The organism is Bradyrhizobium zhengyangense, assembly GCF_022012555.1.
GTDB lineage: Bacteria > Pseudomonadota > Alphaproteobacteria > Rhizobiales > Xanthobacteraceae > Bradyrhizobium > Bradyrhizobium zhengyangense.
Genome location: NZ_JAKLTZ010000011.1, coordinates 157,047 through 182,361 on the forward strand (window position 1 = coordinate 157,047; position 25,315 = coordinate 182,361).

General features: G+C 61.8%; 20 protein-coding genes, 3 pseudogenes and 1 other annotated feature. Of the genes and pseudogenes, 10 read left to right on the top strand and 13 right to left on the bottom strand.

Going from position 1 to position 25,315, the window contains the following annotated elements:
- A complete protein-coding gene (locus L6639_RS31640; protein ID WP_237865410.1) occupies window positions 1-1,722 on the top strand; it encodes a chemotaxis protein in 1,722 nt (573 codons plus the stop codon).
- Window positions 1,723-1,872: 150 nt separating this feature from the next.
- Window positions 1,873-2,325, top strand: a complete 453-nt coding sequence (locus L6639_RS31645) for a hypothetical protein (protein WP_237865411.1) — start codon at window positions 1,873-1,875, stop codon at window positions 2,323-2,325.
- 4 nt (window positions 2,326-2,329) lie between these two features.
- On the opposite strand, the gene galE is transcribed toward L6639_RS31645, so the two are convergent.
- The gene (gene galE / locus L6639_RS31650; protein ID WP_237865412.1) at window positions 2,330-3,316 is read right to left on the bottom strand and encodes a UDP-glucose 4-epimerase GalE; all 987 of its coding nucleotides are present in this window, start codon (window positions 3,314-3,316) and stop codon (window positions 2,330-2,332) included.
- A gap of 725 nt (window positions 3,317-4,041) precedes the next feature.
- Between galE and L6639_RS31655 the strand changes: the two genes are divergently transcribed.
- Window positions 4,042-4,488 carry a CHRD domain-containing protein gene (locus tag L6639_RS31655; RefSeq protein ID WP_237865413.1) on the top strand — a complete coding sequence of 149 codons (447 nt, stop codon included), beginning with the start codon at window positions 4,042-4,044 and terminating at the stop codon, window positions 4,486-4,488.
- Between the two features lie 54 nt (window positions 4,489-4,542).
- On the opposite strand, the gene L6639_RS31660 is transcribed toward L6639_RS31655, so the two are convergent.
- The 3 genes from L6639_RS31660 to L6639_RS31670 form a co-directional block, all read right to left on the bottom strand.
- The gene (locus L6639_RS31660) at window positions 4,543-4,908 is read right to left on the bottom strand and encodes a VanZ family protein (RefSeq protein WP_237865415.1); all 366 of its coding nucleotides are present in this window, start codon (window positions 4,906-4,908) and stop codon (window positions 4,543-4,545) included.
- A 156-nt stretch (window positions 4,909-5,064) separates the two neighbouring features.
- The gene (locus tag L6639_RS31665) at window positions 5,065-6,648 is read right to left on the bottom strand and encodes an EAL domain-containing protein (protein ID WP_237865417.1); all 1,584 of its coding nucleotides are present in this window, start codon (window positions 6,646-6,648) and stop codon (window positions 5,065-5,067) included.
- Window positions 6,649-7,166: 518 nt separating this feature from the next.
- Window positions 7,167-7,340 carry a hypothetical protein gene (locus tag L6639_RS31670; RefSeq protein ID WP_237865419.1) on the bottom strand — a complete coding sequence of 58 codons (174 nt, stop codon included), beginning with the start codon at window positions 7,338-7,340 and terminating at the stop codon, window positions 7,167-7,169.
- 755 nt (window positions 7,341-8,095) lie between these two features.
- Between L6639_RS31670 and L6639_RS31675 the strand changes: the two genes are divergently transcribed.
- Complete coding sequence (locus L6639_RS31675) at window positions 8,096-8,587, top strand: hypothetical protein (protein ID WP_237865422.1); 492 nt, start codon at window positions 8,096-8,098, stop codon at window positions 8,585-8,587.
- A 117-nt stretch (window positions 8,588-8,704) separates the two neighbouring features.
- Here L6639_RS31675 and L6639_RS31680 read toward each other — a convergent pair whose 3' ends face one another.
- Window positions 8,705-9,025 (bottom strand): hypothetical protein, encoded by a 321-nt coding sequence (locus tag L6639_RS31680; protein ID WP_237865423.1) that lies wholly within the window; start codon window positions 9,023-9,025, stop codon window positions 8,705-8,707.
- Entirely contained in the window at window positions 9,025-10,785 is a 1,761-nt protein-coding gene (locus L6639_RS31685; protein WP_237865425.1) for an AAA family ATPase, read from the bottom strand. Before L6639_RS31685 ends, L6639_RS31680 begins: the two co-directional genes overlap by 1 nt.
- A 240-nt stretch (window positions 10,786-11,025) precedes the next feature.
- On the opposite strand from L6639_RS31685, the gene L6639_RS31690 reads away from it, so the two are divergent.
- Window positions 11,026-11,478: a hypothetical protein gene (locus L6639_RS31690; protein ID WP_237865427.1), complete on the top strand. Its 453-nt coding sequence runs from the start codon at window positions 11,026-11,028 to the stop codon at window positions 11,476-11,478.
- Between the two features lie 132 nt (window positions 11,479-11,610).
- A pseudogene (locus tag L6639_RS31695) lies at window positions 11,611-11,913 on the top strand (transposase); the annotation flags it as partial.
- A gap of 655 nt (window positions 11,914-12,568) precedes the next feature.
- Here the strand turns inward: L6639_RS31695 and L6639_RS31700 are convergent.
- The 5 genes from L6639_RS31700 to L6639_RS31720 all read right to left on the bottom strand — a co-directional run bounded on the left by L6639_RS31700 (window position 12,569) and on the right by L6639_RS31720 (window position 19,607).
- Window positions 12,569-12,796: a hypothetical protein gene (locus L6639_RS31700; RefSeq protein ID WP_237865428.1), complete on the bottom strand. Its 228-nt coding sequence runs from the start codon at window positions 12,794-12,796 to the stop codon at window positions 12,569-12,571.
- 56 nt (window positions 12,797-12,852) lie between these two features.
- A complete protein-coding gene (locus tag L6639_RS31705; protein WP_237865429.1) occupies window positions 12,853-13,032 on the bottom strand; it encodes a hypothetical protein in 180 nt (59 codons plus the stop codon).
- 266 nt (window positions 13,033-13,298) lie between these two features.
- The gene (locus tag L6639_RS31710) at window positions 13,299-16,187 is read right to left on the bottom strand and encodes an NHLP bacteriocin export ABC transporter permease/ATPase subunit (protein WP_237865432.1); all 2,889 of its coding nucleotides are present in this window, start codon (window positions 16,185-16,187) and stop codon (window positions 13,299-13,301) included.
- Window positions 16,184-18,349, bottom strand: a complete 2,166-nt coding sequence (locus tag L6639_RS31715) for an NHLP family bacteriocin export ABC transporter peptidase/permease/ATPase subunit (RefSeq protein WP_237865433.1) — start codon at window positions 18,347-18,349, stop codon at window positions 16,184-16,186. The genes L6639_RS31710 and L6639_RS31715 overlap by 4 nt, the downstream gene beginning before the upstream one ends.
- A complete protein-coding gene (locus L6639_RS31720) occupies window positions 18,342-19,607 on the bottom strand; it encodes an NHLP bacteriocin system secretion protein (RefSeq protein WP_237865434.1) in 1,266 nt (421 codons plus the stop codon). Before L6639_RS31720 ends, L6639_RS31715 begins: the two co-directional genes overlap by 8 nt.
- 234 nt (window positions 19,608-19,841) lie before the next feature.
- Between L6639_RS31720 and L6639_RS31725 the strand changes: the two genes are divergently transcribed.
- Window positions 19,842-20,369 (top strand): hypothetical protein, encoded by a 528-nt coding sequence (locus L6639_RS31725; protein ID WP_237865435.1) that lies wholly within the window; start codon window positions 19,842-19,844, stop codon window positions 20,367-20,369.
- 402 nt (window positions 20,370-20,771) lie between these two features.
- Complete coding sequence (locus L6639_RS31730; protein ID WP_237865437.1) at window positions 20,772-20,999, top strand: hypothetical protein; 228 nt, start codon at window positions 20,772-20,774, stop codon at window positions 20,997-20,999.
- A 242-nt stretch (window positions 21,000-21,241) separates the two neighbouring features.
- Here L6639_RS31730 and L6639_RS43545 read toward each other — a convergent pair.
- Together L6639_RS43545 and L6639_RS43550 are read right to left on the bottom strand one after the other, a co-directional pair.
- Window positions 21,242-21,406, bottom strand: a pseudogene (locus tag L6639_RS43545) (IS3 family transposase); the annotation flags it as partial.
- Window positions 21,406-21,815 (bottom strand): annotated as a pseudogene (locus L6639_RS43550) (transposase); the annotation flags it as partial. The pseudogenes L6639_RS43550 and L6639_RS43545, both read right to left, overlap by 1 nt.
- Window positions 21,431-21,542: a sequence feature (AL1L pseudoknot), on the bottom strand. Its footprint overlaps the pseudogene before it by 112 nt.
- Before the next feature lie 609 nt (window positions 21,816-22,424).
- Between L6639_RS43550 and L6639_RS31740 the strand changes: the two are divergent.
- Window positions 22,425-23,336, top strand: coding sequence for a metallophosphoesterase (locus tag L6639_RS31740; RefSeq protein WP_237865438.1), 912 nt, complete (start codon window positions 22,425-22,427; stop codon window positions 23,334-23,336).
- Window positions 23,337-23,915 carry a metallophosphoesterase gene (locus L6639_RS31745; protein WP_237865441.1) on the top strand — a complete coding sequence of 193 codons (579 nt, stop codon included), beginning with the start codon at window positions 23,337-23,339 and terminating at the stop codon, window positions 23,913-23,915.
- The last annotated feature ends 1,400 nt before the right edge of the window (window positions 23,916-25,315 follow it).

Genomic DNA, 25,315 nt, shown 5'->3' on the forward strand with positions numbered 1-25,315 from the left:
ATGACTGCCATTGCGGCCAGCAATTTGACGGATGCGATTGCCGCGGTCGAAGGCGTCTCGTCGCGTATCGAGGACGTCTTTGCGCGCGTCGGTCACGACCTCGGTCGCGGCCACATCATTTTCAAGGAGCTGAATCAGGGGCTCGCGTCTCTCTCCGGAGAGCTATCCGGCGCCGAGATCGAAGGCGCCGCGACCGCGTTGCGGGAGATCGCGGCGCGATTGAGCGAACTGTCGCGGGCGCTGCCCGCCGAGAGCGCGCTGCTCGCGATGATCGGCAAGAGCACGACGGAGGCGTCCGCCCTGCTGAAGCCGCTGTTCAAGCATATCCAGATGATCACCATCATCGCACGCAGCGCACGGATCGAGGCGGCATCGCTCGATGGCGATCGCGAGGGCTTTCTGGCCTTCACGCAGGAGGCTTACGATCTGGGCAAGGCCGTGCAGGGTTCGATCGAGGGCTGCGCGCGGGACCAGCAGCGCTTGTCGGAGGCCGTCATCACCGCATCCGGCCGGCAGAAGGAGTTCGAGAAAAGCTACGGTGACCAGCTGGTGGCGGAGAGCGCCGAGCTCGGCGCAGCCTATTCCGGCCTGCGCGACCAGCGCAGCAAGAGTAGCCATCTCGCCGATCTCGCCAGCGGCAGCACGCGGAAGATCGCCGAAGCCGTCGGCAGCGCGATCATATCCTTGCAGGCCGGCGACAGCACGCGGCAGCGCCTCGAACACGTCTGTCACGGCTTGCGCTTGTCGTCCGGCTCAGAGCCGAGCCTTGTTCCCGGGCCTGTCGCCAGCGAAGACGGCGCCCATGCGATCCGCGGGCTGCAGGCGGCTCAGCTCAGGGACGCGCAACGCGAGTTCGGCGGCGATATCAGTCAGATCGTCCGGGCGCTGTCCGCGATCCTGAATGATGCCAGTGGCGTCGTCGGTCACGGCCGCTCGCTGTTCGGCGGCGAGAACGGCTCCTCGTCGTCGTTCCTCGCCCGCATCAAGCAGACGCTGGCCCATGCCTCGACCCTGATTGCGACCTGCGAGAGTGCGGGCCGTTCGGTCGACGAGGCACTGGCGGTCGTCGAGGAGACGCTGGCGAAATTCCGTCAGGCCATCGCAGGTCTCGCCGAAGCCACGGTCGATATCACGCTGATCGGCATGAACGCGGGCCTCAAGGCAAGCCATCTCGGCAGCCGCGGCAGCGCCTTCGTGGTCATTGCCAACGAGCTCAAGGCGACCGCTGACCAGGTCTCGGCAGGTGCCGGGCGCTTGCGGCCGGTCCTTGACGGCATCGAGCAGTCGGCGAACGAGCTGAAGGAGCTCCGTGTCCAGGGCGATCCCACCCAGCTCGCCAAGCTCGAGCCGCACATCCTCCAGGCGCTGCGCGAGGTCGAAGCCGGCAACGAACGGCTCGGCAAGCTGATGACACGCCTCGTCGATGAAGGCGCCGAGTTCGAAGGCCTGATGAATTCGGCGCAAGGCCTGATGAGCTCGCTCGGCGAGTCCTCCGCAACGCTGCCCACTGTCGCTGCGCGCCTCGGGACGGCAAGCGCGGGCACGCATCGGCCGCAACAGCAGGACGAGGCGCTGCTCGACGAACTCTTTGCGCGCTACACGATGGAGCGCGAGCGCGACGTTCATCGGGACTTCTTGCAAGCCCTTGGGCTGTCGTCGAGCGCGGCCAGCCGCCGGGTCGACGCAGTCGAGCCTGCGGATGACGGCATAGAACTGTTCTGAGCTTGCTGTCGTTGCGGCGCAGCCCTGCGCCGGCAATTTTAGGAACTGGCTTTGCAAGGCGTTAACCGTGGCGGAACGCGTGCCATATCGGTCATTGTCGCGCCCCAGAGTTACCAGCAAATACGTGTGGATTTTACGACGGATGTTTTCATGCTGAGAGATGGCAAATACGCTGCCTGGTTCAGGACCCCGCGTGGCCAGGGCACGGGCCTAGTCGATTTGACCGAGGGACGGATCTCCGGCAGCGACAGCTTCTTCACCTATGGCGGCTCCTATCAGGTCGATCAGCAACGCTTCACGGCTGTCCTGACCGTGAAGCGCCATACCGAGGGCCCTCCGAGCGTGTTTGGTACGGACGAAGTCGAGGCCAATCTCTGGGGCGATTGCAGCGGCGCGGTAGCGACGTGCTGGGGCACGGCAAGGGAGGCGCCTGACGTCAGGTTCGAGTGCACCCTGATCTACAGCCAGCAAGACGTCGTGGCCACTGAGGCCAAATGCGCGGTCGTGAAGCTCAATGCCGACAAATTGCCCAAGGGACTGGACAGTCGGTCGCGACCGCGCCGTCCGCTTGCGCCCGGCCCATTCGGATCGGCACGCGATTAGCGGCCTACTTTCGTGGATGGGCCTTCTGATGCCAGGCCCAGGCGGTGCGGATTACGGTCGGCAGATCGGAATGGCTCGGCACAAAGTCCAGGATCTTTCGTGCAGCCGAGGGGTCGGCGACGAGATAGGTCGGATCGCCAGCGCGACGCGGCTTGACGGTGTGAGGGACCTCGCGTCCGGTCTCTTGTCTGATGGCGTTCAGGATCTCGCGCACGGAGAAGCCCGAGCCGGTGCCGAGATTGAAGCTGCCGCCGGCGTGTCCTGTTTCCAGCAGCTTCAGCGCTGCGACGTGTGCTGCAGCGAGGTCGGTGACGTGGATGTAGTCGCGGATCGCAGTGCCGTCGGGTGTATCGTAATCGTCACCGAACACGGCAAACTCGACATGGCCCTGCAGCGCCATCATGGCGCGCGGAATGAGATGGGTCTCGTTGTCGCGCAATTCGCCGATGCCGCCGGCCGGATCGGCGCCGCTGGCATTGAAATAGCGCAGGCAGAACGCGCCGAATCCGTAAGCCGCACGATAGTCGGCCAGCATGCGCTCGATCATCCATTTTGAGGCGCCGTAGGGATTGATCGGTGCACAGGGAAAATCCTCGGACAGCGCCTTGGAATCGGCGTTGCCATAGACCGCGCCGGTCGAGGAGAAGACGATGCGGCGGCAGCCCGCGTTGCGCATCGCCTGGAGCAGCGACAGCGTGCCCTGGACGTTGTTGATGTAGTATTTCTGCGGGTCGGTCATGGACTCGCCGACGAGGCTCGCCGCAGCAAAATGCATCACCGCCGTCACCTTGTGGTCGGCAAAGGTGCGCGCCAGCGTCGCGGTGTCGAGCAGATCGCCCGTCACCAGGTCCCCGGCGACGAAGCTGCGATGTCCCGTTGTGAGATTGTCATAGACGACGGGCCTATAGCCGGAAGCGGCGAGGGCGCGGCAAGCATGCGAGCCAATATAACCCGCGCCTCCGGTGACGAGGATAGTCGGTCGGTCGGTCATGTCCTTTTATCCCACCACAGTTCGACGACCATCCAGGCTGAGGCCGCAAGCAGCAAGTCCAAGCTGAGCACGGTTAGCCCCTGCGCCGCCGGGTCCGTTATATCGAGTTTGACGATCCTGAAAAGCTGCAAGCCTTCGAGGTTCCGCCATCGTGCCCTTTGTGTGTGCATGAAAACCGCGCTCGATTCAGCTTCGATTGACCATCGTGCGGCGAAAATGTCGCCTGATCGGCCCGCAGCAATCATACTTTTAGAGCCGAAATCTAGGGTGAGGTCCACACCAAGGGAATGACAGGGACATGCCTCAGATCTGGATGACATATGACGAGCTCGCAGCGCTTTGTGAATGCAACAGCAGCGAAGCGAGATTGCGGTCCATCCACCTGTCTCTCGATCGTCGCAAAAGTCGCGATGGGACAACCCGCGTCAAACTGGATCTGGCGCTGACGTCCAGGTTTTTGGCCTCGGTCCGCGAATCGGATTTCGACCTCGATAGCGCCATCGAGGCGCTCCAGGCCACACACCGGCAGATGGCGGAGCTGTTGACGCCGAACCAGGTCCACAGGCGCGGGTGGCTTGATCGCCGTAGCCCCCTGGGTGGAACAATCAGACGCTGAGAATCCCGCGATAGTCGTCTCGAATCAGGCATAACTCCGCATCCGGAATTTTCCGGCTGGGGCCGGTGTTTCAACCGAGCTGGGCCAAAGAGCCCGCAGGAGGGGTGCCATGAGGAAAGCCAGTCATTGGGTTTGCGTGGGAGCGTTGGGAGCGGCGACCTTGGGAGGGCTGCTGATCATGACGGCTGCACCCGCAACGGCAGAGGTCGTGAAGTTGCAGGCCGATCTGAAGGGCAGCAACGAGGTGCCTCCGAACAATTCGGCCGGGTCGGGCAAGGCTGAGGCGAGCTACGACACCGAGACGAAGACGCTGACCTATTCGGTGACCTATACGGGCCTGTCAGGTCCCGCGATGGGCGCCCATTTCCACGGCCCCGTCGAGGCCGCAAAGAATGCCGGCATCGTGCTTCCGTTCAAGACAGTGCAAAGCCCGATCCAGGGCACCGCGACGCTGACCGAAGCTCAGGCGACAGATCTGCTGGCCGGAAAGTGGTACGCGAACATTCACACCGCCGCGAACCCCGGTGGCGAGTTGCGCGGCCAGATGGTGAAGTAAGCGACCGATATCCTGGCGCGTTGACGGCTTCGCCCGCGCCAGCTTTTCTCCACGTCAGGACGGCGGACGGGGCAGGAAGGCCAGGATCGTCTGGGCAAGGACAACCCCCACGGTTCCTCCGGCCGCCTTTTGCAGAACGTCCAGCAGACCGGGATCGCGATCGGGTGTCAGAGCCTGAAGCACTTCCAGCCCCATCGCGACGGCCACGACAAGCGAGCAGGCCAGGACGAGGCGGCCCGGCAGCAAGAAGGAGAGAAGAAATCCCAGCAGGCCATAAGCACTGAAGCGCTCGATGACGACGACCCAATACGCCTCGGCATGGCCCATGAGCGCGGGCCGCCCCGCCAGCCGCGCCAAAGTGGCGTAGGCGATGAGGGCGAGGCAGATTGCTGAAGCTGCCAAGAGGTGATTTCGGCGCATGGCGGCATCATAGCCGGTCGGCCGGAGTGCCGCTCGCAAAAGCGGAAAATATCGTTAAAGCGCGGAGGCTGTTGCGTTAGTGAACGGTGGTTCGCACCGGGACGCATCTGCGTAAGATTGTTGGGCGGCTGTCCGAATTCGAACCAACCGCGTCAGTCAAGCCACCAGCGCAGCGTCGTTTGCCTGAGCTGACGCGATACGACGCGGCGCCATCATCTCGCTGAACTTCGCAAAGGGCAGCGGTGCGGCGACGAGATAGCCCTGCCCGTGCTCGACACCTGATGCGACCAGGGCATGGAGCTGTTCTTCCGTCTCGATTCCTTCCGCAACGACCGTCATTCGAAAGTCCTTGGCGAGTGCGACCAGCATCTCGACGATCGTCGTGGTCGATGCATCCACGGTGATTGTGTCGACGAAGAATTTGTCGATCTTGATCGTGTTGGCACCCAGACCCTTCAGTCGCGACAGTCCGCTATGGCCGACCCCGACGTCGTCAATGGCAACGCGGAAGCCATATTCGCGTAGCTCGCTCACGACGGCAGCCGCGCGCGCAAGATCATCTAGCTCGTCGCGTTCGGTCACCTCGACCACGATTTGCCGTGTCGCAACCTTTGCCGTCAAGACAGTACGCCGAAGCGTTTCGACGAAGCCCGCGCTGAGGAGATGCTTGGGCACGACGTTGAGGGAGAGCTTGAAATCCTTGTCCGCCTTCAACAGCGGCCGCAGGTCTGACAATGCCGTTTTCAGGATCTGCCAGGTCATGGCCTGGATGCGGCCGCTGGACTCGGCAAGCGGAATGAAATTCATCGGCGGGATGACCGAGCCGTCTTCGCGCACCCAGCGCGCAAGGATCTCGCAGCCTTTGATCTCTCTCGTCCTGAGATCGAAGATGGGCTGGTAGTACGGCTTGAATTCGCCTGCGGCGAGGGCGCGATCGAGATCGGCGACCGGTCCCTCCGTGCGGCGGCTTCGCGCCAGCAGGATCCCGAAGAGTGCGCCAAGCCCGGCGGCGACGGCAAGCGCCGGCCAATAGGCTTCGTTGTTCCAGGTCGAGAGGACGGCGCCGTCGACCTCGATGGTCGTGTGAAGGGGATAACGGTCGGAAGACCTGTCGAAGCGCTTCGGATTCCGCCGCGGCCGGTCGGCATCGAGCTGGAACTCACCAAGCTTCTCTCCATTGCTCAAGGAGAGGATCACCTCGCTGTGTCCGCGGAGTTCGGACGGCATGATGTCGAACAGGCTGGCGTTGATGCCGAGAATGGCGACCAGTGCAGCGTTGCTGTTGATATCGCTGAGAACGCCCAACGCGTCCCCACCGAACTGCTGAACGCGGAACAACGCAAGTTTCCCGTCGCGCGAGCCGAGCATGTCCCGTCGGTCGACCCATCCCTTGTCGAATTCCAGCGTTTCGGAGTAGGCCGAGCAGATCACCGAGCCGTCGGGATTGACAACGCGGACGTCCTTGATTGTCGAGCGCTGGTAGACATGGAGGCGGATGGCCTGGAGCGTCGCAGGCTCGCAGTTCACAGCGTCACGCTTGCCGAGTTCGGCCAGACTTGCGGCCGCGAACTCGACTGCAAATTCGGAGCGGCGCAGGACGACCTCGGTCAACTCGTCGAGTTGACGGGCCTGCTGGTGGCGGATGAAGCTCTCCGCCGCAAGGTGTCCAGCCAGGCCGAACACGACCGTGCTCGCAAGCACGAGCGCTGCAAACGCGAAGGTCGGTCGCCGTAGTCTCATCCTGCCCGGGCGGAAGTTGAGGAGGCTTCCGGCGGATCCTAGTCTGGACGCGCTAAGATTGGGTTTAACAGGGCCAGCGCAGTCGGCGGACGAGGACGGATTTTGCCTATTTGATAGGCGTGACCCGAGGGTATTTATGCGCCGCCTGACGGCATGGATCGGGCTTTCCCCTGGTTTCTGTAGCTGCGCTGGCCGGAAATGCCGCCGCTTCAGCACAGGGAACCAAAGGATTAGGCCCCTGGCACTCAGGCCGGGGCTACGATCCGAAGCCAGGGAGCGCGCACTTCAGCCCCGATAAGGTTGGCCGCCGCGTTCAAGGGCAGCCGGCCGGGGATGGATAGCGCAGTAAGCAGCGGCTCGAGCCGGAGATTGCCCGAATGTCCTGATCTGCGAGAGCATCTGAACTTCGAGCGTACGAAGGTCTCGCGATGGCCCGAGGTTGTCGCTCGGGACATGCTCTCTACGGCTGATCCCGAGACGGCAAAATGATTGCCATCGAAACAGGCTGCTTCGTAAGGCTAGTTCTTCTTGCCGATTTTCGACTTTAACGACAGACCAAGCCTCATCGCCATGCGCTTGATCGCGTCAGGCGATCGCCCGAGCTGCTTCGCGGCCTCTTCCAGCGACGTGGAAGACTTGGCCAACTCCATGAGCCGGCGGTCTTCTTTGAACGACCAAGGCTTCCGCGCCATAACCGAACATTCCTCTTCGCATCGACACAACGACAAAGCCGCCAAGCGGACCCATGTTCGCTCGACGGCTTTGCTTGGGTGGGGCCGGGCCTTGGGGAAGCCCGGTGCGAAGATGAATATGCGATCGGGAAAAGCGCGCAACAAACAACACGAATTAAGCTAACTGCTCAACCTTACCTCGATGATATCAGCGCAAAACGCTCCGTATAACCACGGGAGTTTCGTCAAAATATGCATCAGCGCATGAGTATTCCGGCCGGCCTCTGGGCTGTCAATCGCAGCCGCCGTAACCTGGTCGCGGCGGCCGCCCCAAGGGGCGATGACAATGGCGTGCGCGTTCGCGCAGTCTCTCTGGCGCAACGCCTAGCGAGGCTCGGCATCGGCAGGCGGGGCGCCGCCGTCGCTGGCTTGGGTCTCCGATCTCTGCCAGCCCGGCGAGCGTGCAACGGCGCTTGCCGCCGGAGTGAACATCGGCGCTTTTCTGACCCGTGGCGCGCTCGGACCGCGCTATGGCTGCCGCGATTGTTGTGCGGGCTCTTGCTGCGGTTCGCGACGCGCGACGCACGACCCGCAGGCCCGGCACGGCCGGGACCCAACAGCGATCAATGCTTCTGATCCGCGAGACGCTGATCGGCGGTGTTGCGGCAGGCGCTGCTGGCGGCGGTGCTCGCGACGACGGTCGGTTATGGCGCGATTGCGTGGAGACCGTCCTTCCTGATCCGATCGTACGGCTTTGGCATTAGGCAGGCCCGGGCTTGGTGCTGATCGGATTTGGCGAAGCTGTCGCAAGCTGGCCTGGCGGCGCGATCAGCGAACGCTTGCGCAATTATGACGTGAGATGGTCACTGTGGTTTGTCGCGATCGTGTTCATGGTCGCGCGTCCCTTCGCCATGGCCTTCTACTATGTCGGCGATGTGAAATGGGCGATGGCGCTCTTCCTGCTGCCAACCGCATCTGCATCCGTTCGCCTCCGCGTTGTTCATCACTCTGGTCGGCCTCGAAATTGGGCCGCTCGCGTCGGTGCCCTCAGCCAGATCGTGTCCTCCTGCGCCGTGCTGTCCTCCGGCTGGGCCGCGCCCATCGAGCTGGGCCGGCGCAGCGGCAACCCGCCGGCGCCTGCTCCACGCATTCGCTTTAACAGCGGGATCTCCAATTGTGGTCACTTCAGCGCCAGACAGTCGTCGCTCATTTGCAAGAAATTCCTTATCGTGCCATGTCGTTTACGAGCGAATTGCGTTTTTCCGTAACCGCTCGATTGAGAGTGGCCGATATCAGCGAGGCTCCGCCGCCACGGCAGCTTCGATAGTTCGCCTCCGGCGACCGTGACCAGCGCCAGTACGGCCGATGCGATCAGCGCTTCCCCATCAAGCGTCCACTCCATCGATCGGAATCTCAACTCCATCGGGCTCACCGAGCTTGTACAACGTGTTCAGCGTCCGTGCCCAGCGGCGCTTGCGGTCGAACCAGACCACCGGCGTCGTCGTTGTCTGAGTGCCGTCCAGCACCCTTGGATGACCCGTCACGCGACCCAGCAGCGCCATCTCGTACACGCCGCTCGGTCCGCGTCCGATCTTCACCGCCCAGCTTTCAAGCCGAGGGCCTCCATCGAGTCGCCACGCAAGCGGCTGTTCGCCGCGCATGTAGGACGCCATCTCGTTCCGGAACGATTCCTCATCCAGTGACATCAATGCCTCCTTGCGAATGCGTCCCGCGCTTCCAGCGTCGCTGCGACGAGCCGCTGCAGCTTGCGCATCGAGAAGCGCTCCCGCGCCCAGGCGCGCCCGATGATCTCCAACTCGTCGAGGGCGAGGGGCTCGTCGTGCGCGCGGGCTTCGTCCTCGGCGGCAAGATCTCGCATCACAAGCGCGGCCAACTGCGGCAGGTGCGCCAACGTCGGCGTTGGGATCCGGATGACCCGCATTCGGTCACGCAACTGCGACGGTAACCTCTCCACGGAGTTCGCCGTGGCCAGGTGGACGACGTGGCTCAAATCCAATTCGGCATCGATGCCGCTCTCGCGGTACCTCCGGGATGTCTCCTTGTCCAGCAGTGGCGTCATCGCGCTCCACAGATTGCCGTTATGTGTGCTCTCGCTGGCCTTCTCGATCTCGTCGACCAAAACGATAGGATTGGCGGTTCGCGAGGCCATGATCGCTTTCGCGGGCACCGACGGATGCGCACTCGACCATCCCTTGGGCGTCCCCCCGTACATGCCGTCGAACGCTGACGCGGCGTCGAACCGGCTGACGTAGATATCCGGAGAGATGATCTCGGCCAGCTTCCTGATCATCCGCGTTTTTCCGGTGCCGGGCGGCGAGAGGAGAATGGTCGGTCTGATGCGCACAGGCTCGCCGCTGCGCAGATCCTGCGTCAGCATCGCGATCTCGCGGACGGCGTGTGGATACTCGGCCTGTAAAAGCTCCCGCACCTTGGCGGCATCCTTGCAGAGCACGAGCGGCAGCGACTCGTCGCGTAGATCTTTCCAGGCCTGCGGCATGCCCTTTTCATCGGCACGGTCCTTCCGCATCACGACCACGGTGGGCTGCGCCGGCTCCGGCTGTTGCTCCTCCTGCTCATCGTAAAGGATTTCCGCGGTCTCGCGCACGGCGATCCGGAACGTGCTGACGGACTGCTTCGCACCAGCCCATTCGCCGCGTGCCGCCAGCCACCAGACTTGGAGGCGGTCATGCAACCGCCGCAGACGGCCCTGGGTCACGATAGTGCAGTTGTTCAGAAGCCAGGTGAGTTGCGGGAGGACAGAGTTGAACGACTCCGGACGCTCCGGATCGCAGGTCATCATCTGCCAGGCGAGGGCGAGGTCACCGCATTCTTCGAGATGCTGCGCGAACAGCGTTTCAACCAGTCCGGCGATCTGGATGCGCTGCTTCTTGCGGTCGAGGTCCCAGGCAGGCGGGGTGATGCCGAGCGGTCCGGCGACGCGCACGGTCGTCTCGAAGAGCCCGTCGAAAGCCTCCCGCCATGTGTCCTGTTCGAGCAACCGCACGCAAACGGGCGCATTGTTGGGGGCTGCACGCGCCTGCGTGGCCCATTCGACCTCGGCGATCCGGAAAAAATCCGTTGGGCCGCCCTCGACGAACTGCGCGCTCTTCCAGAAGTCGAGGCGCAACATTGACTCGGTGATGTCGCCGTCGGAGAGCTTCAGCAGGCCCTGCACCGCAGCCACGGTCTCCCACCGCTTGAGGGTTGGATCGTGAGGCAGCAGTGCGAGTAGGCGCCATGCAGGCGCCAGCACGGCGTCGGCTTCGAGCGCTTCCGCGATGCGCGTCAGGTACGCACCGCTGGGGTCGCGCCGCAAGCCGTCGTAGATCGAAGTGAGCTGGACCTCGGGGTGCTGGCGTCGCGTTAGCGCCACGACAAAGTTGAGTGCCGCCAGCCAGGTGGGCTTGCACACGGTCGCCGAGAGCCAGCGGAGGCGGATCTGCATGTCAGCTTCTGCGATCATGGGCTTCCTCATTGGCTGGCTTCTGCTGTGGCGGCGCGCTCTCGGCGCGGTCTTCCTCGACCAGCCGGAGGAGTTCACTGAAATCGGATGACAAGCTGGACGAATCCTTGGAATCCATAGTAATCTTTGCGCGCCAATCTGATGCCATTTGGCAACTGTGTCGCACAAAGATGTACACGGATCAACCCCGGAACGGCTTCATAGATCCAAGGAGTAGAGGGCATGGTTAGCGAATTCCCAAAGACCCGAAAGCCGCGTTCAAGCTTGCGGCGCGCCAAACCGGGCCCTCCGAAACGGACCAACGAGGAGAACCGCTCGGAGCGGATCACGCTGCGGGCCCACGACGACCTGATGCGTATTCTTACGCTGCGCGCCGATGAGTCCGGCTTCTCGCGGTCGCATTACATCGAGCGCATACTGATCGCGTACCTGCGGCTCGACCCCCGTAACCCCAACTTCGACGCGATGGGTAGGTTCAAAAAGAGCGGCACGATGCCGTTCGACCTGTTCCACAATGACAAGGCCCGCGTCGGCGAGCGCTGGGCCAAGTTTTCCACTGTCCATGAGAATCTTTTCGGCATGGCCCCGCCGCGCGACTGGCTCGATGACGAGTCCGGCTTCTGGCCCGGCACCGACGTCGTCAACGGATACGAAGAAGATAGCCAGGGCGATTGAAAGCGGGAGACAATTCGACCCTGGGTGATCCAAATCTCGGATCGTCAGGTGAGAAAGTAGCTGGGCGTTTCGAATTCTCATCTATGATATCGCACCCAACAGGTTCTGAACTCCGGATCCTTGGAGACTGTTCGCCAGCTCGGCAAGCAACTAGGCCTTACGCCGAGGCGCAGCCAATCCGGCGAAACCGACACCAACGGAAAGATATCTCGATGGGGCGACCGGCTTCTCCGAACTTACTTGTTCGAGGCCGCCACTGTCCTTCTTTATCGAACCAAAAAGTGGTCTTCCCTAAAGGCCTGGGGCATGAAGCTCGCCAAGCGGATCGGCATGAAGAAGGCAAAGGTCGCCATCGCCCGAAAGATCGCCGTGATTGTCCACTGCATCTGGGTCGATGGCACGTCGTTCGACTGGGGCCGGCCGAAGCCAATCTGATATTTGCTCGCAAGTTCCTGGTCCGGTCCGCCGGACTGGCGATGTCCCGCTGGGACGGTGGTCGTGGTGACCTCGGTCAATCGGCCGGTGGCGGTTCGCCCGCACTCCGCTGCAAACGTTGAGGCGCCCGATCCGGACATCATCATGAGGCGCTCGCGACCTCGGAAAGGACCATGACCCCAGCTACGACATCAACCCAACCCGACGAAGCCGCCAACGACGTCGATTGCCAAGCCCGCTAGGCAATCGTCTCGCCATCCGCGATCGCTCCGTCTCCGCAACCTGACCAGCTCCGACGGAGCAATCGCTACCGGCGTTTCACTGGAGAGAGGAAGAATGGTAGCTTGACAACAAACCGCAATTAAAGGGCCGATTGACACGCGAGCCTCTGGACACCGCGTTCCAGGTGTAGGGCTGCTGTCGGTGCGCCCATCGCTCCCGTGGCTTCTGTATAACGAGGCGCAGCTTGATGCAGCTTCCGGCCTCTCACTGAGCGACCCTCCGTCCAAGCAGCTTTGCAGAGCTCAGCTTAAAGCGACTTTTATCGGCTACCGCAATGAGCGGGCTCGTAGCAAGAATTTAGTCTTCAGCCGAAACGAAAGAGGCCGCCCGTGAGACGGCCTCCTAACTCGCGAGCAGCACTGGCTTGGCAAACTCAGAAGGGCGGCGTCCCCGGCCCCGAGCCCGGGCCAAACGGGCCGCGCAAATTGCCCGGGCCCTGCAAGCCGCCAGCGATGAAGCCGCCAACCCATAAGACGGCATCCTTGATGGCGCCGCCGATGGCACGGAAGGCGTCGCCGAGCCAGTTGCCGCCGACAACTGCTTCCAGTTCTGCATCGTTCAGTTCGATGATCTCAGGCTTTGCATGTTTTGGGTTCAGCATGTTGGTCGCTCCTCTTCAAATGATGGGTGTGATGGATTGTTTGAACGCGTTGTTTCTCAGCGGTGGAAGATGCCACCGGGCAGCCAGGGGTTCGGACCCATGGGCTGATGGGTCGTGATCTTCCCATCCACGATCCACGGCCCGATGCAGCCTCCGTCATTGATGAAGCCGCCGCACACAGAGCTCAGTTCGCGTTCGTCCAACTCTCTACGGTCTTGATTGCTACGCTCGGTCATTTCAGTCTCCCGCTGTTGTGGAGGGGCCATGCCCTCTCATCTCGTGGCCGCAGCAATACCGCGGCCCGCGCGCTTAGACCGTGAGAAGGGTCACAGAGGCCCGAGACCGTTCTTTCTGCGCATATGACGGCCCGGTTCCGCACTGCAGTTTCAGCGGGCACCATCTTGGGAGAGGTCAGGAAGGACCGCCGTTGAGTTAGGCTCCGAGGCGTAAGCACGGGTTCGACTTGCTTCCTTGAGTGAGTGGAGAGTGGGTCTGCCGGGGATCAAAGCATCTGCCGCTGCGCAAATGCTGCAAAGGCACCAGCTGCGGCGGTCAATTCCTCGAACGTCCCGGTTTCGACGATCTTGCCGTCAACCAGCACGATGATCCGATCCGCATTCCTGACGGTGCTCAGCCTGTGAGCGATGACGATTCGGGTGACGTTCAAATTTTCCAACGCATCACTGACGATGGCCTGGGATCGGTTGTCGAGCGAGCTCGTCGCCTCATCGAACAGCAGGACGCGCGGACGTCGCGCGATGGCGCGCGCGATCATGATGCGCTGCCGTTGTCCTCCAGAAAGGGTACTGACGCCTTCCGATATCTGGGTCAGCATGCCCATTGGCATGGCCTTGATGTCTTCCTCGATTCCCGCAAGCCGGGCGGCGTCCCACACCTGGTCGAGCGGAAGCCGAAGTCCGCCACAAATATTCTCGTAGATGTTCCCATTCGCGAGCCGCGCGCTCTGCAAGACAACGCCGAGCTGGCGTCGCAAAGCACTCACATCCAGCGTCTCGATCGATTTTCCGTCGTAGAACACCGCGCCCGATTCCGGCCACTCGAAACCCAGCAGCAGCCGAAACAAGGACGACTTGCCGCTTCCCGAGGGCCCGATGATCGCGACATATTCGCCCGGCGCAATCTTCAATGAGACGTTATCGAGCACCAGGGGGCCACTTGGAAGATAGCGGAACGAAACGCGCGCGAGCTCGATCGATCCGGACAGCTCCCCCGGCGCCTTTCTGTCGTCAGAGATCTCCGTCGGGCTGGCGATGAGGGGGCGCAACCGAAGCAGTGGCGGTATTGCGATCAGCGCTTCACTGACGCCACCCGCCCAGGATCCGACGGCCCCCATGGATTGCCCGAAGGCGGAAAAGAAGGCGAAGAATCTGCCGAGATCCGTCAGCAGATTGCTGTTCGAATAGGACGCATAGGCAAAGATGATCAGCGTCGCGATCGTCGGAAATGCCGTCTCGAACGCGCCCAGGCCGTTGCTGGCGAGCTGCGACGACACGAAATACTGCTTCTGCGTCGCGAACTGTTTTGACCAGATCGCAAGCGCGCGGCCGGTCGCCCCGGACACCCGCAACTTGCCGACGCCCGTCAGCAATTGGAGGACGAAACCGCTGACCTTGCCCTGCTGGTTGAAGTGCTTGTTCTCGAAATAGAGCCGCAGCAGGTTGGTCGAGATGATGGCGGCCGCCCTGACGAATGTCAGCCCGATCGCGAGCAGCGCCAGTTTCGGACTATAGTAGATCATCAAGCCGAGGCTGAAGATGCAGAATAGGCCGGCGATCATGCCGCGGAGCGCGTGGCCGGTCAGGGCACGGCGTGCGGTGTCGATGCCCATAGCGCGGTCGACCAGCTCGCCCGTCGTGAATTTCCGGAAGACGGCAGTTGGCAGCCTGAGGATGCGATCGATCATCGCCGACTGTAATCGCCAGTCGATCAGGGCTTCCATGCGGAGCATGACAAGGCCCTGCATGACCTGGACGCCGGCGACCGAAAGGGCCGTCAGGCCCAGCGCGAGGCCACAAAAGACGAGCTGGTCGAGTTCGGATCTCGGGATGATCGAACTGATCAGCAAATTGGTGACGAAGGGCGTCACCAGGGACAGAAGCCCGATCACCACGACCACCAGGGCGATGCGCAGTCCGCTGCCACGCGCATAGCGCAAGGCAAATTGCAGGAGCTCCCTGAACTTCAGCGGGCTTGACGGCAGCGGCGGATACAACATCGCCGCTTCCGGAGCAATTTCTGCCGCCACGCTGCGATTGACCGACAGGCGTGCCTTCGTCAGTGGATCGATCATCACGTAGCCGCGAAGTGGCTCATAGACCAGGGCGATGGGCTCGCGCTTCTCGCCGAACCAGCCGACCAGCGGGCCTGCATCGGTTCTCCACCAGTCCGACCGGAGCAGGACTTGCCGGAGCCGCAGCCGAGACTCCAGCGCGATCTGCGCGAGCCCAGCGAATTCCTGCCGGCTGCCATCCGCCCGCCCGGAGATCGCGATCGGCATACGCATCGCGCTTCCGACGAGCTGGCAGGCGCCGGCAAGTCGATCGGAATAGGATGCATCGACCGCCTCATGATCGAAGCGCCGCACGATAATGCCGGACAGGCGATCGAAGGCTTCCATGGACTGCGACGCCGCGAGGGCACGTCGGCTCGTCAGCCGCTCGCTCTCGCTTTGCCTCTCGTGAACCAGAATGCGCTCGACGCAGGCTGCAAAGCTCTGGTGACACTGATCGACCGCCGGCCAGATCGCGGCCGGCGCTGCGCCGTCTGCGACCACGCCGCAGCCTTCCGCGCCCGCCTCGACCCATAAGCCTGACGTGAGCGGCAGAGGCTGGCTTCCGGCCGCGTATGGAGGGGAAACGCCCATCAGCCTGAGGTCGCCGCGCTTCACGGTCAGCCATAGCAGACCACGCATGGGGCCGCGGCCGCCTTCGTTCGGTGCAAGTTCGGCCTTGCCTTCCGGCAGCTCGGGCATTTGCCACAGCGGTGCAGGCCCCGCGACGAAGCGCGCGAGCCGTTCGATCCAGCGCATGACCTGCGCGGGAGGCAGATCGGATCTGGACCGCGCCGTCACGCTCGTGCCTTCGGTCCCCACTGCAATGAAGCTTGCGCCCCCTCCCGTAGATGCGGCGATCTCCGGGAGATCGGCAACGATGTCGCCGCTTTCGATCCGAAAGAGATGGTGTCTCTTGCCGTATTCGCCCTCGTCGGTATCGATCGCGAAGATATCGAGATAACCGGTGACGACCTCGAACACGTAACCGTGGTGATTGAGCGAAATGGGCCTGCGACCATCGAGTGTCAGACCAATCGGAAGTTCCGCCGACCTGACGAGGCTCGCAGCAGACACGATGTTTTCAGCCGGAGGGATCATTCCTGGGACACCAGCCGCGCATATTCGCCATGCTGGGCCAGCAGGCTTTCATGCGTCCCCCGCTCCACGATCTTGCCCTGCCTCAACACGATGATCTCGTCGCAATCCCTGATCGTGCTCAGACGATGTGCGATGATGATGCAGGTGCAGCCGGTGCGGCGCAGATTTTCGTCGATTGCTTTTTCGGTGACCGGATCGAGCGCAGCCGTGGCTTCGTCGAGAACGACAACGGAAGGGCGGCCGACGAGGGCGCGCGCGATCTCGATGCGCTGTCGCTGCCCGCCGCTAAAATTCGTTCCCCCCTCGCTCACATAGGAATCGTAATTGCCGGCCCTGATGGCAATCTCGCCCTGGATCTGCCCATCCTTCAGCGCTCTGGTGAGATCGGCGTCCGGCGTCGTCCGGTCCCAGAGCGTGAGATTGTCGCGCACGGTGCCCTCGAACAGGAAGATATCCTGATCCACATAGGCGATGGAGTTGGCGAGGATTTCGGGTGGAACGTCCGCAAGCAGAGCTCCGTCGATCATTATCTCTCCGGCCCAAGGCTTGTTGAGGCCGCAAATCAGGCGTCCCAGCGTCGATTTACCGCTTCCGGACGCGCCAACGATAGCCACGCGCGATCCCGGGCTGATGTTGATCGAAAGCTCGGAGATGAGGGGAGGTTCAAGCAGTGAATAGCCGAACTGCACATTCTTCAGTTCGATGCGCCCGGCAAGCTTGGCGGGAAAGCGTCCTTCAGATCCGTTCTGCTTCGGCTTGTCGCCCAGCGGATAGTTGTAGACATCCTCGAGGCGATCGAGGGCGCCCCGGATCAATTGAAAGGAGCTGGCCTGATTGACCAGCGTCGCGACGGGCTCCGAGAAGCTTGCCATCAGCGACTGGAAAGCGACGAGGCTGCCGAGCGTGAGCGATCCTTCGATCACCCGCAGGCCGCCGAGGATGAGTATCGCCGTCATGCTCAATCCGGAGATTAGGGTCGGGATCATATCGAGCAGGATCGACGAGGAGGCAAGCTCGCGCTCGGCATTGAGAAGTTTGGCGTGGACACCGGACCAATGTCCGAAAGCCTCGTCCTCGAGACCGCTGGCCTTGATCGTCTCGATGGTCCTGACGATGCTGACCACCGCTCCCAAAGACTTTCCACGCTCTTGCGAAAGACCACGACTGAGGTCTTCCCGGCGCCGATGCGACAGGCGTAAGGACAGGACGTTGAGCATCGAGAGGGCGACGCAGATCGCGGCAAGCCACGGATCGTAGACCACCATTGCGAACGCAAAGAACACGACCGAGGTGAGATTGAGCGCGTTGGCCGCAATGCCGCCCGCAAGCAGCCGCGCAATCTGTTCGTTGGCCGCAACGCGCGTTGCGATATCGCCGGCGTGCCGCTGCGTGAAAAACTCCATCGGCAACGCCATCACCCGCCACAGGAACCGGCTGATCATTACCACCGAGAGCTTGGTCTGCAGCCGCAACAGCAGCGATTGTTGGAGCAGCGTCAGGGTCGTACGGATCAGAGCGGTGACGGCCATGCCGACCAGCAGCGGACGCAACCACCCGTCCAGATGCTGGATCAGGACATCGTCGATGAAGATTTTCGAGAAGCTCGCGGCCACGAGGCCCGGAATGACCATGACGAAGCTGAGCAGGACGAGCAACCCCACGGCCGCCTTTGAGCCGCGCAGCTCACGGACCAACAGGCGCAGCCCGCCAGGCTTGCTTCCTTGCGCGACGAACGCTGCCGTCGGCTCCATGGTGAGCACGACGCCGGTAAAACTCCTGTCCAGCTCGTCGAGGCCAATTCGCCTGCGCCCAAAGGCCGGGTCGTTGATGTAGGCGAACTTTCCATCGATCCCATCGAGAACGACGAAATGGTTGAAGTTCCAGTGGATGATGCAGGGCGTCGGCGTCGCGCGCAGCGTCGCTAATTCCTGCCGGAATCCCTTCGCGGACAGGCCGAAGCGCCGCGCGGCCCTGACGACGTTGCTGGCCTTACTGCCATCGCGCGATACGCCGCATTCGACACGCAACTGCTCGAGCGGCACCCACCGCCCATAATGCGCCAGCACCATGGCGAGACAGGCCGCGCCGCATTCCGCCGCCTCCATCTGCAGGACAGTGGGTGTTTTCTTGACTCCTGGACTAGGCTTGGCAAAGCTATCCATCGATCCCGGTCAGCTTCCTGATGAGAGGAACAACGAGATCGAGGGGACGCCGATTCCGGGTGGTGATCTCGGCCTGGGCCAGCGTGCCGCTGGTCAGGTGCACCGGAGGTCCTTGACCGACAGCCCATCGATAGCCGCTCGTCGTCGAGTCGTCCTTTTCCAGCGATACGGTGACGGCATAGGGCGCCCCGTCGTGGGAGAACACCTTGACCAATTGATCGTTGTGAAGCACCGCGGTCATTCCCTGCGGAGTCACGGGAAACTCCGACACGCTGGAGACCGTCCCGATCATCATGCCGAACTCCTCGCGCTTGACGGTGCTGGGCGCGATGCGCACTTGAGAGCCTGGTTTGACGCTCTTGCCTTGCTCGGCAGGGATATAGATGACCGCCTCGAGCTTCGAACCCTCATCTTCAATCGCGACGACCGCCGTGCCGACGGCGAGGACCGAACCGGTCGATATCTTGATCTCCAGCACGCGACCCGTGATCGGGCTGATGACCTGCGAATTGCGTCCCAGGGTCCCGGCGAGCGCCTGCATCTCGCGGCGCGCGTTGTTGGCCGCGAATTCGGCTTGCTGCAATTCGTGCTCGCGCTGGGTTTCGAGATCGGATTGCTGCGCGTGCAGCTTGAGGATCTCGTTCTGCGAGTCCGTTCGCCGCTGCTGCGCCTCGGTCAACTCGAGACGACGGTCCTCCAGCGTCTTTCGCGTGGTCAGGCCCTTGACCATGAGCTGCTCGAGATTCTTCACGTCGATGTCCAGGGATTGAACGCGCTGCCCGGTTGCCTCGATGACCTTGTTGAAGGCCGCCTCGAGCTTGTCGAGATTGGCGGCCTTGACGGCGAGCTCCGACCTCACCCTACCGGCCATGTCATCATGCTCTCGCTGGCGCTCTTTGTAGGCCTCGACCGCGTTTGCGTATTTCTGCTCGATATCGGTCTGCGAGATCTGCGCGATAATCTGACCGCGCTCGACATGGTCCCCGACGGAAATGCTGAGCGAGGCGAGTCGCCCTTCCGCGGCAGAGACTGCATCGACAACGCGGCCGCTACCGACCAGAATGCCTTGTCCCGACACGCGCGAGGGAATCCGGCCGTAGATCCCCCAGACAAGCGCCGCGATCAGTGCGACCGTTACGACGACGGCCAGGATCCAGTCGGCCGGCTTGGTAATCGCGACGAGATGGTCGAGTTCGTCCGGAGACGCCGCGCGCTGCAACGCGCTTGCACGGAAAATATGGTCGGGACCGTCGGTCACGGTTGAAATCCCTCGCAACGATCTCGGCGCAATAACTCTTGGTTTGTCAAAGATAGGCCTGCAAAGACCAGAGCAAGCGCCAATGATACATAGGAGACGATTTTCCTACAACGGTCCGATTCCCAGCGCTCGTGCAAGGGTTATGGAAAGAATAGGATTGAGGGTTCCATTGCGCAGCGCTATGGTCGGCCTCGAGGACGGCGGGCTTGTTGACGCAAAAAATTCGAGCGTCTCATGAGATGGCAAGCGGACAGCGTGAAACGTGCCGGAGCAGTTCGCGTGATTGCCACCCGACTGGCGTTGCAATGCTTGGGATTGCTGGTCGCAACCAAAATGTGCGTGGCCGGTGTCCTGAGCCCTGCCGACTTGAAGCGCGTCGAAGATCTCAGGCCAATGTTCGCTGGCTTGATGGCGGACCTCGTCCAAACTTCCAAACGGACCGACATTCCTGCTGTGGACGCGGATTGCGTCAAGGCCACCGTGCAAAATCTCGTCGAGATTTCCCAGGAGCTATCCAGTTACGAATATCTGATTACGATCGAGAAGGAGCTGACGAGTGTCGGCGAAAACGACCCCACTCGGGATGTGGTGAAGTTTGCCATCGAGCAGTCGACCAATATTCTTTCCAGCCAGCGTAAGAAGATCGCGCAACTTCCCGACCAATGCACCAGATCGGCTGTAGCGTTGGCAAAATCCCAGCAGGCCCTCCAGGTTGTTGACGCGACGACCGGGGTTCTGAATTCCATTCGCTCCCGCCTTTGATTGGCGGGAGCCAAGGCCTCTCCGAGGCCGAACGCTTCGGTTCCCGCTCCAAAAGCCCACCCGGCGGCACCTCTGTGACCCGTCTCACGGTCTAAGCGCAGAGGCCTCGGTACTGCTGTGGCCACGAGATGAGAGGGGATGGACCCTCACAACAGCGGGAGACACAAATGACCGAGCCTTGCAACCAAGACCGTAGAGAGTTGGACGAGCGCGAATTGAGCTCCGTGTGCGGCGGCTTCATCAATGACGGAGGCTGCATCGGGCCGTGGATCGTGGATGGGAAGATCACGACCCATCAGCCCATGGGTCCGAACCCCTGGCTGCCCGGTGGCATCTTCCACCGCTGAAAGCCCCACGTTCAAACCATTCATCACATCCATCATTTGAAGAGGAGCGACCAACATGCTGAACCCAAAACATGCCAACCCTGAAATTATCGAACTGAATGATACGGAACTCGAAGCGGTCGTCGGCGGCAATTGGCTCGGCGACGCCTTCCGTGCCATCGGCGGCGCCATCAAGGATGCCGTCGAATGGGTCGGCGGACTGATCTTCGGCGGCCTCCAAGGCCCGGGCAACCAACGCGGCCCGTTTGGCCCGGGCTCGGGGCCGGGGACGCCGCCCTTCTGAGTGTCCGCCAGCGCAGCTCGCGAGTTTGGAGGCCGCCTCACTGGCGGCCTCTTTCGTTTTTGACTCCATTCTGGCAAGCGACCCGGTCAGCTAGTTGGGGCGGCCACGCAGCTCAGCAGCCTGCACACGCATGTTGTCTCTGAAAATGATACGCCTAAGCGGCTTCAGCGCGGACGCATCTTGAGAGTCAGAAAGAGTCAGGCTGAACCGCCCCGGGTTTGCCGGAGGCCATTTGTTTTAAGTTATGCGGCCATGTCGGGGCGTTCCAGCATGGCGTAGTAGCGTTGCTCGGCTTCGGCCGGCGGGATGTTGCCGATGGGCTCGAGGAGCCTTCTGTTGTTGAACCAATCGACCCATTCCAGGGTGGCGAGCTCGACAGCCTCGGAGCTGCGCCATGGCCCGCGCCGATCTGCTTGGCCACATGGGCGTGGTAGGTCGAGCGGACCTTGCAGATCGGCTCGACCCCATGCGCCCTACGATGATCGTCGATGAGGCGATCATGGCTTGCATCGGCGGTCGAGCTCCGCCATCGCAGAATAGGCGCTTGCCTATTTTAGCGCATGATCTCATTGGCCTGCCGAGCTCGCGGTTCTCCCGTTCCAGCGCCTTCAGCTTCTCGGCCGGAACGCCGGCCCGCTGCCGACCTCGGCTTTCTCGACCCAGGCATGCAACGTCTGCGGCGTGCAGCCGATCTTGGCTGCAATCGAGGTTACCGCCGCCCAACATGAGGAATGCTCGCTGGCGTGATCCAGAACCATTCGAACCGCACGGGCCCGGACCTCGGGTGAAAACTTGGTTCGTCGTCTTGCTTGTCATGGCTCCATCCTCTCAGGAGTTGGAGCCTGCGGCATACCCGGGGCGGATCAGTGATTGGATTACTAGCCTACTCGGATGCGCTGTAGCATCGGAATCCCTCAGTCCTCGCTGCCGCACGTGCCGGGAGCGATAAGTCGCACGAGGCCTTCCTGCTCAACCTGCGACGATCTACAGCTGCGATTGGTGTCGTTAAGATAACCTAATAGCATGTATCTGGTCCTTTTGCGAATTTCGACTTCCAGCACAGGTGTAGCAGACCCGCAAATCCATGAAGGCTGACTAGCCGCGAGCCATCGTTTGCGCGATTAAGGCCACTGAGTTTCCGCGTTTAAGGCCGTTAAAGCCCCTCTGTTTCGTTGGCGACATGCAGAGGAGCGGCGTCCACCGGCGCCACGTCGGGCGACAGGCCGAGCCAGCGCGATCTTAAAGCGGCGCTCGCCGATGACGCGACCATGGTAAAGATGAGGATGAGGAGACTGTCGCGTTCGTCAGGACAACAATGTCGTCCATAATTGCACATAGTTCTCTGATGTTATAACATAATTAACCGGATATCTGCTATTTTGGATCGACCGATTTTTCGTGCCTTCCACTGGAGAGGAGCGTGCAATGTTGCGGATCCACGTTGTTAGCGATCTGCACGACGATATTAAGAGCAACAAAATCGCTGACTGGCCGACAGACGTCCAAGCCGATGTGACAATTGTCGCCGGCGACGTGATGTCGCCCGGATCGCACGGGCTGCGGCTGCTGCGGACACTGTATCCGGACCGGTCGAGGCCCTTGATCTACGTCGCCGGCAATCATGATTTCTATTCGGAAACCAACCCGAAGCTGCTCGCGGTCGACCCAACGCTGAAAACGACATGGGAGCGCGAGCGCGTCCGGATGCGCGAAGTCGCGAATGAATTGGACATTCGCTTCCTCGACGATGAAATCGTGGTGCCCGAGATCAACGGAGAGCGCGTCAGATTTATCGGAAGCACGCTCTGGCCGTCTTTCGAAGCGCGCCCTCCGTGGATGATGTTCGGCGAGGCTGTGATGGACGCCAAAAAATACATGCGCGACTACACCGAGATCAAGGTCGGACGCGGTCGCGGCAAAGATAAGCTGACGCCGGGCATGACGATCGACGCGCACAAGCGGTCGGTTGCGTTCATCGAGCAGACACTAGCTGAATCGTTCGACGGGCAGACGGTGGTGGTCACCCACATGTGTCCGTCGTATCGTTCGTTGCAGGGATGGGATCCGGAGCAACCGCACAAGTTCGCGCAGCTTGACCACTGCTACGCGAGTTCGCTGGATCATCTCATGCAGAGCGACAACGCGCCAGCGCTCTGGATCCACGGTCACGTCCACTCGTCCCAGGACTATGTCGTGGGCAGCAACGGCTCGCGCGTGGTCTGCAATCCGCGCGGCTACCCGGACCCGCGCCACGCCACCGGCCGCGAGAACCCGAATTTCGACCCCGCGCTCGTGATCGAGCTGGAGCCGAAGTACAAGCCGGAATGGAGGCCATGAATGACTACGTACTTCATTTCCGACCCCCACTTCTTCCACGCGTCTCCGGACAAGGCCGACGGCATCATCCGGATGTGTAACCGGCCGTTCGCAAACGGCCGCGAGATGGTGGAAGTGATGACGGAGGCCTACCTATCCGTCGTGCGTGCCGACGACGATGTCATCTTCCTCGGAGACTTCGCGCACCGCGCCGATCCGAGGTCGCTGCGCAAGCTTTTTGATTCCCTGCCGGGTCGCAAACACCTGGTTGCCGGCAATCACGACGATGATGTCACCAAGAGCCTCGGTTGGGAATGGGTGAAGGACATCGCGTTCCTGACGGTGGAATCAACGAAGTTGGTGCTCTGCCATTACCCGATGCTGAGCTGGCCCGGATCGCGTAAGCCGACGACACTTCAATTATATGGACACCACCATGGCAAGCTTACGGGCAATAATCAGAGCTGCGACATCGGCGTCGACGTGTTCGGATTTGCGCCAGTGAAATTGTCACAGATCAAAGCACACCTGGCAATGCTGCCGGCGCGCATCAATCCTGAGAGCGAGGACTTCGAGAACAACGACGCAGTGAAGCTATGAGCGTCACGGCGATCCTCAAGGGCATCAAGACGCAGCCGACTAACCGCCAGTGCCTCAGGCCTGCCTCGTCATCGGGTCGTCATTCTGCTGGCGAGCGCAGGCGTCATCGCGGCCGCGCCGTCGAGCTGCTCGTCCAGGGCTACCTAGTGGTTTGATCTGCTCGCGGTGACCATATCACGACGGGTGTCGCGGCAACCAAATGAACCGCCCGAAGGCGGGCCTTTCTGCTGTCCCAACTGTGCCATGTCGGCGAGATTCTGAGGCGCCCTTCTTTCGGCTGCTTCAACTGCGGGTCGGGGTGCCGTCAGGCCGACGCGCGCCTACTTTCGCGTCAATCAATCGCTGGAACAGGCGAGTTGATCGCAGCGAAATGAGTCGCGGCCCTCATGTAGGCTCCTTCTTCGCCATGGATGGCGCAGCGCCATGCGCTTGATGGCTTCAGGCATTCGCCCGATCTCTGCTTACTCGAGAGAAACTAAAGACTTGGCGAACTCCATTAGTCGGTGATCTCCAAAGATCTGGGTTTGCGCCATGATCATCCAAGTCTTCAATCCGGTTGGATTGAGAAAGCCGCACCCATGATCGCTCGACGTCTTTGCTTGGTGGGGGCGGACCTTGAGGGAGCCCGGTGCGGAGAATGAGTATGCGCGAAAACTCGCAACAGTCGCCGCGCAATAAGTTGGCCGCTCAAATTTACACGCAGCGTCATGCGTCGCGTTTGCCCGCGGATATACGGACGTGCATCCCGAAGCGAATGACGACGAAGCAAGTTGGTCGAGCGTCCTGCGTTTGACTTCGATTTGGAAGGAGCCAAACGGCTGGGACGTTATGCCTCGGGCCTCAACGCAATCTCAATGGACGCGCCGCGTGTTACGGAGCCGGGGCGTCTCCATCATGTGGGAGTACGATCGACCTGCCCCGCACCGGTCAGGCCAATGAGGGACGTCACAACGAGGCTTTTGAGCGTCCAAAGCTGATGCTGAACAACTGGATTGCGGATGTGGACACCGCACCGAGAGAAATTCCGCTGGAAAGGCTGCAGTTGCGTTTCTGCGTAGTTGCGTGGTCCGCGACAACCAGCACTGGCAGCGCGTGGAAGCCGCGCGCTGGTGCTTCCTGCAATGGCAGTCATCGGCCGCCGCCTGGTTGCGCCTCCTGGGCGAACGCCCACGTTCATTGGGCGTCATCAACCTGCCCCATCGAGTGGAATGAGAGCGCGATCGAAGGGGGACGCGACAGGCTGAATTGTGAGACGCTTCGATACGATCGTGCATCAATGAGCCCTGACGTTACCGCCCCGAAGCGAGACCGGCCGTCCCGTTGTGCCGCCGGACCCTGTCAACGCTTTCTGTTAACGCTTGGCTCTGGCGGTGCGGCTCTCCAGGTTACCTCGGGTGATG

Excerpts from the sequence above, each read along its gene's own strand:
- L6639_RS31640 (WP_237865410.1), top strand. The coding sequence starts at position 1 with ATGACTGCCATTGCGGCCAGCAATTTGACGGATGCGATTGCCGCGGTC.
- L6639_RS31645 (WP_237865411.1), top strand. The coding sequence starts at position 1,873 with ATGCTGAGAGATGGCAAATACGCTGCCTGGTTCAGGACCCCGCGTGGC.
- galE (WP_237865412.1), bottom strand. The coding sequence starts at position 3,316 with ATGACCGACCGACCGACTATCCTCGTCACCGGAGGCGCGGGTTATATT.
- L6639_RS31655 (WP_237865413.1), top strand. The coding sequence starts at position 4,042 with ATGAGGAAAGCCAGTCATTGGGTTTGCGTGGGAGCGTTGGGAGCGGCG.
- L6639_RS31660 (WP_237865415.1), bottom strand. The coding sequence starts at position 4,908 with ATGCGCCGAAATCACCTCTTGGCAGCTTCAGCAATCTGCCTCGCCCTC.
- L6639_RS31665 (WP_237865417.1), bottom strand. The coding sequence starts at position 6,648 with ATGAGACTACGGCGACCGACCTTCGCGTTTGCAGCGCTCGTGCTTGCG.
- L6639_RS31670 (WP_237865419.1), bottom strand. The coding sequence starts at position 7,340 with ATGGCGCGGAAGCCTTGGTCGTTCAAAGAAGACCGCCGGCTCATGGAG.
- L6639_RS31680 (WP_237865423.1), bottom strand. The coding sequence starts at position 9,025 with ATGTCACTGGATGAGGAATCGTTCCGGAACGAGATGGCGTCCTACATG.
- L6639_RS31685 (WP_237865425.1), bottom strand. The coding sequence starts at position 10,785 with ATGCAGATCCGCCTCCGCTGGCTCTCGGCGACCGTGTGCAAGCCCACC.
- L6639_RS31690 (WP_237865427.1), top strand. The coding sequence starts at position 11,026 with ATGGTTAGCGAATTCCCAAAGACCCGAAAGCCGCGTTCAAGCTTGCGG.
- L6639_RS31700 (WP_237865428.1), bottom strand. The coding sequence starts at position 12,796 with ATGCTGAACCCAAAACATGCAAAGCCTGAGATCATCGAACTGAACGAT.
- L6639_RS31705 (WP_237865429.1), bottom strand. The coding sequence starts at position 13,032 with ATGACCGAGCGTAGCAATCAAGACCGTAGAGAGTTGGACGAACGCGAA.
- L6639_RS31710 (WP_237865432.1), bottom strand. The coding sequence starts at position 16,187 with ATGATCCCTCCGGCTGAAAACATCGTGTCTGCTGCGAGCCTCGTCAGG.
- L6639_RS31715 (WP_237865433.1), bottom strand. The coding sequence starts at position 18,349 with ATGGATAGCTTTGCCAAGCCTAGTCCAGGAGTCAAGAAAACACCCACT.
- L6639_RS31725 (WP_237865435.1), top strand. The coding sequence starts at position 19,842 with ATGAGATGGCAAGCGGACAGCGTGAAACGTGCCGGAGCAGTTCGCGTG.
- L6639_RS31730 (WP_237865437.1), top strand. The coding sequence starts at position 20,772 with ATGCTGAACCCAAAACATGCCAACCCTGAAATTATCGAACTGAATGAT.
- L6639_RS31740 (WP_237865438.1), top strand. The coding sequence starts at position 22,425 with ATGTTGCGGATCCACGTTGTTAGCGATCTGCACGACGATATTAAGAGC.
- L6639_RS31745 (WP_237865441.1), top strand. The coding sequence starts at position 23,337 with ATGACTACGTACTTCATTTCCGACCCCCACTTCTTCCACGCGTCTCCG.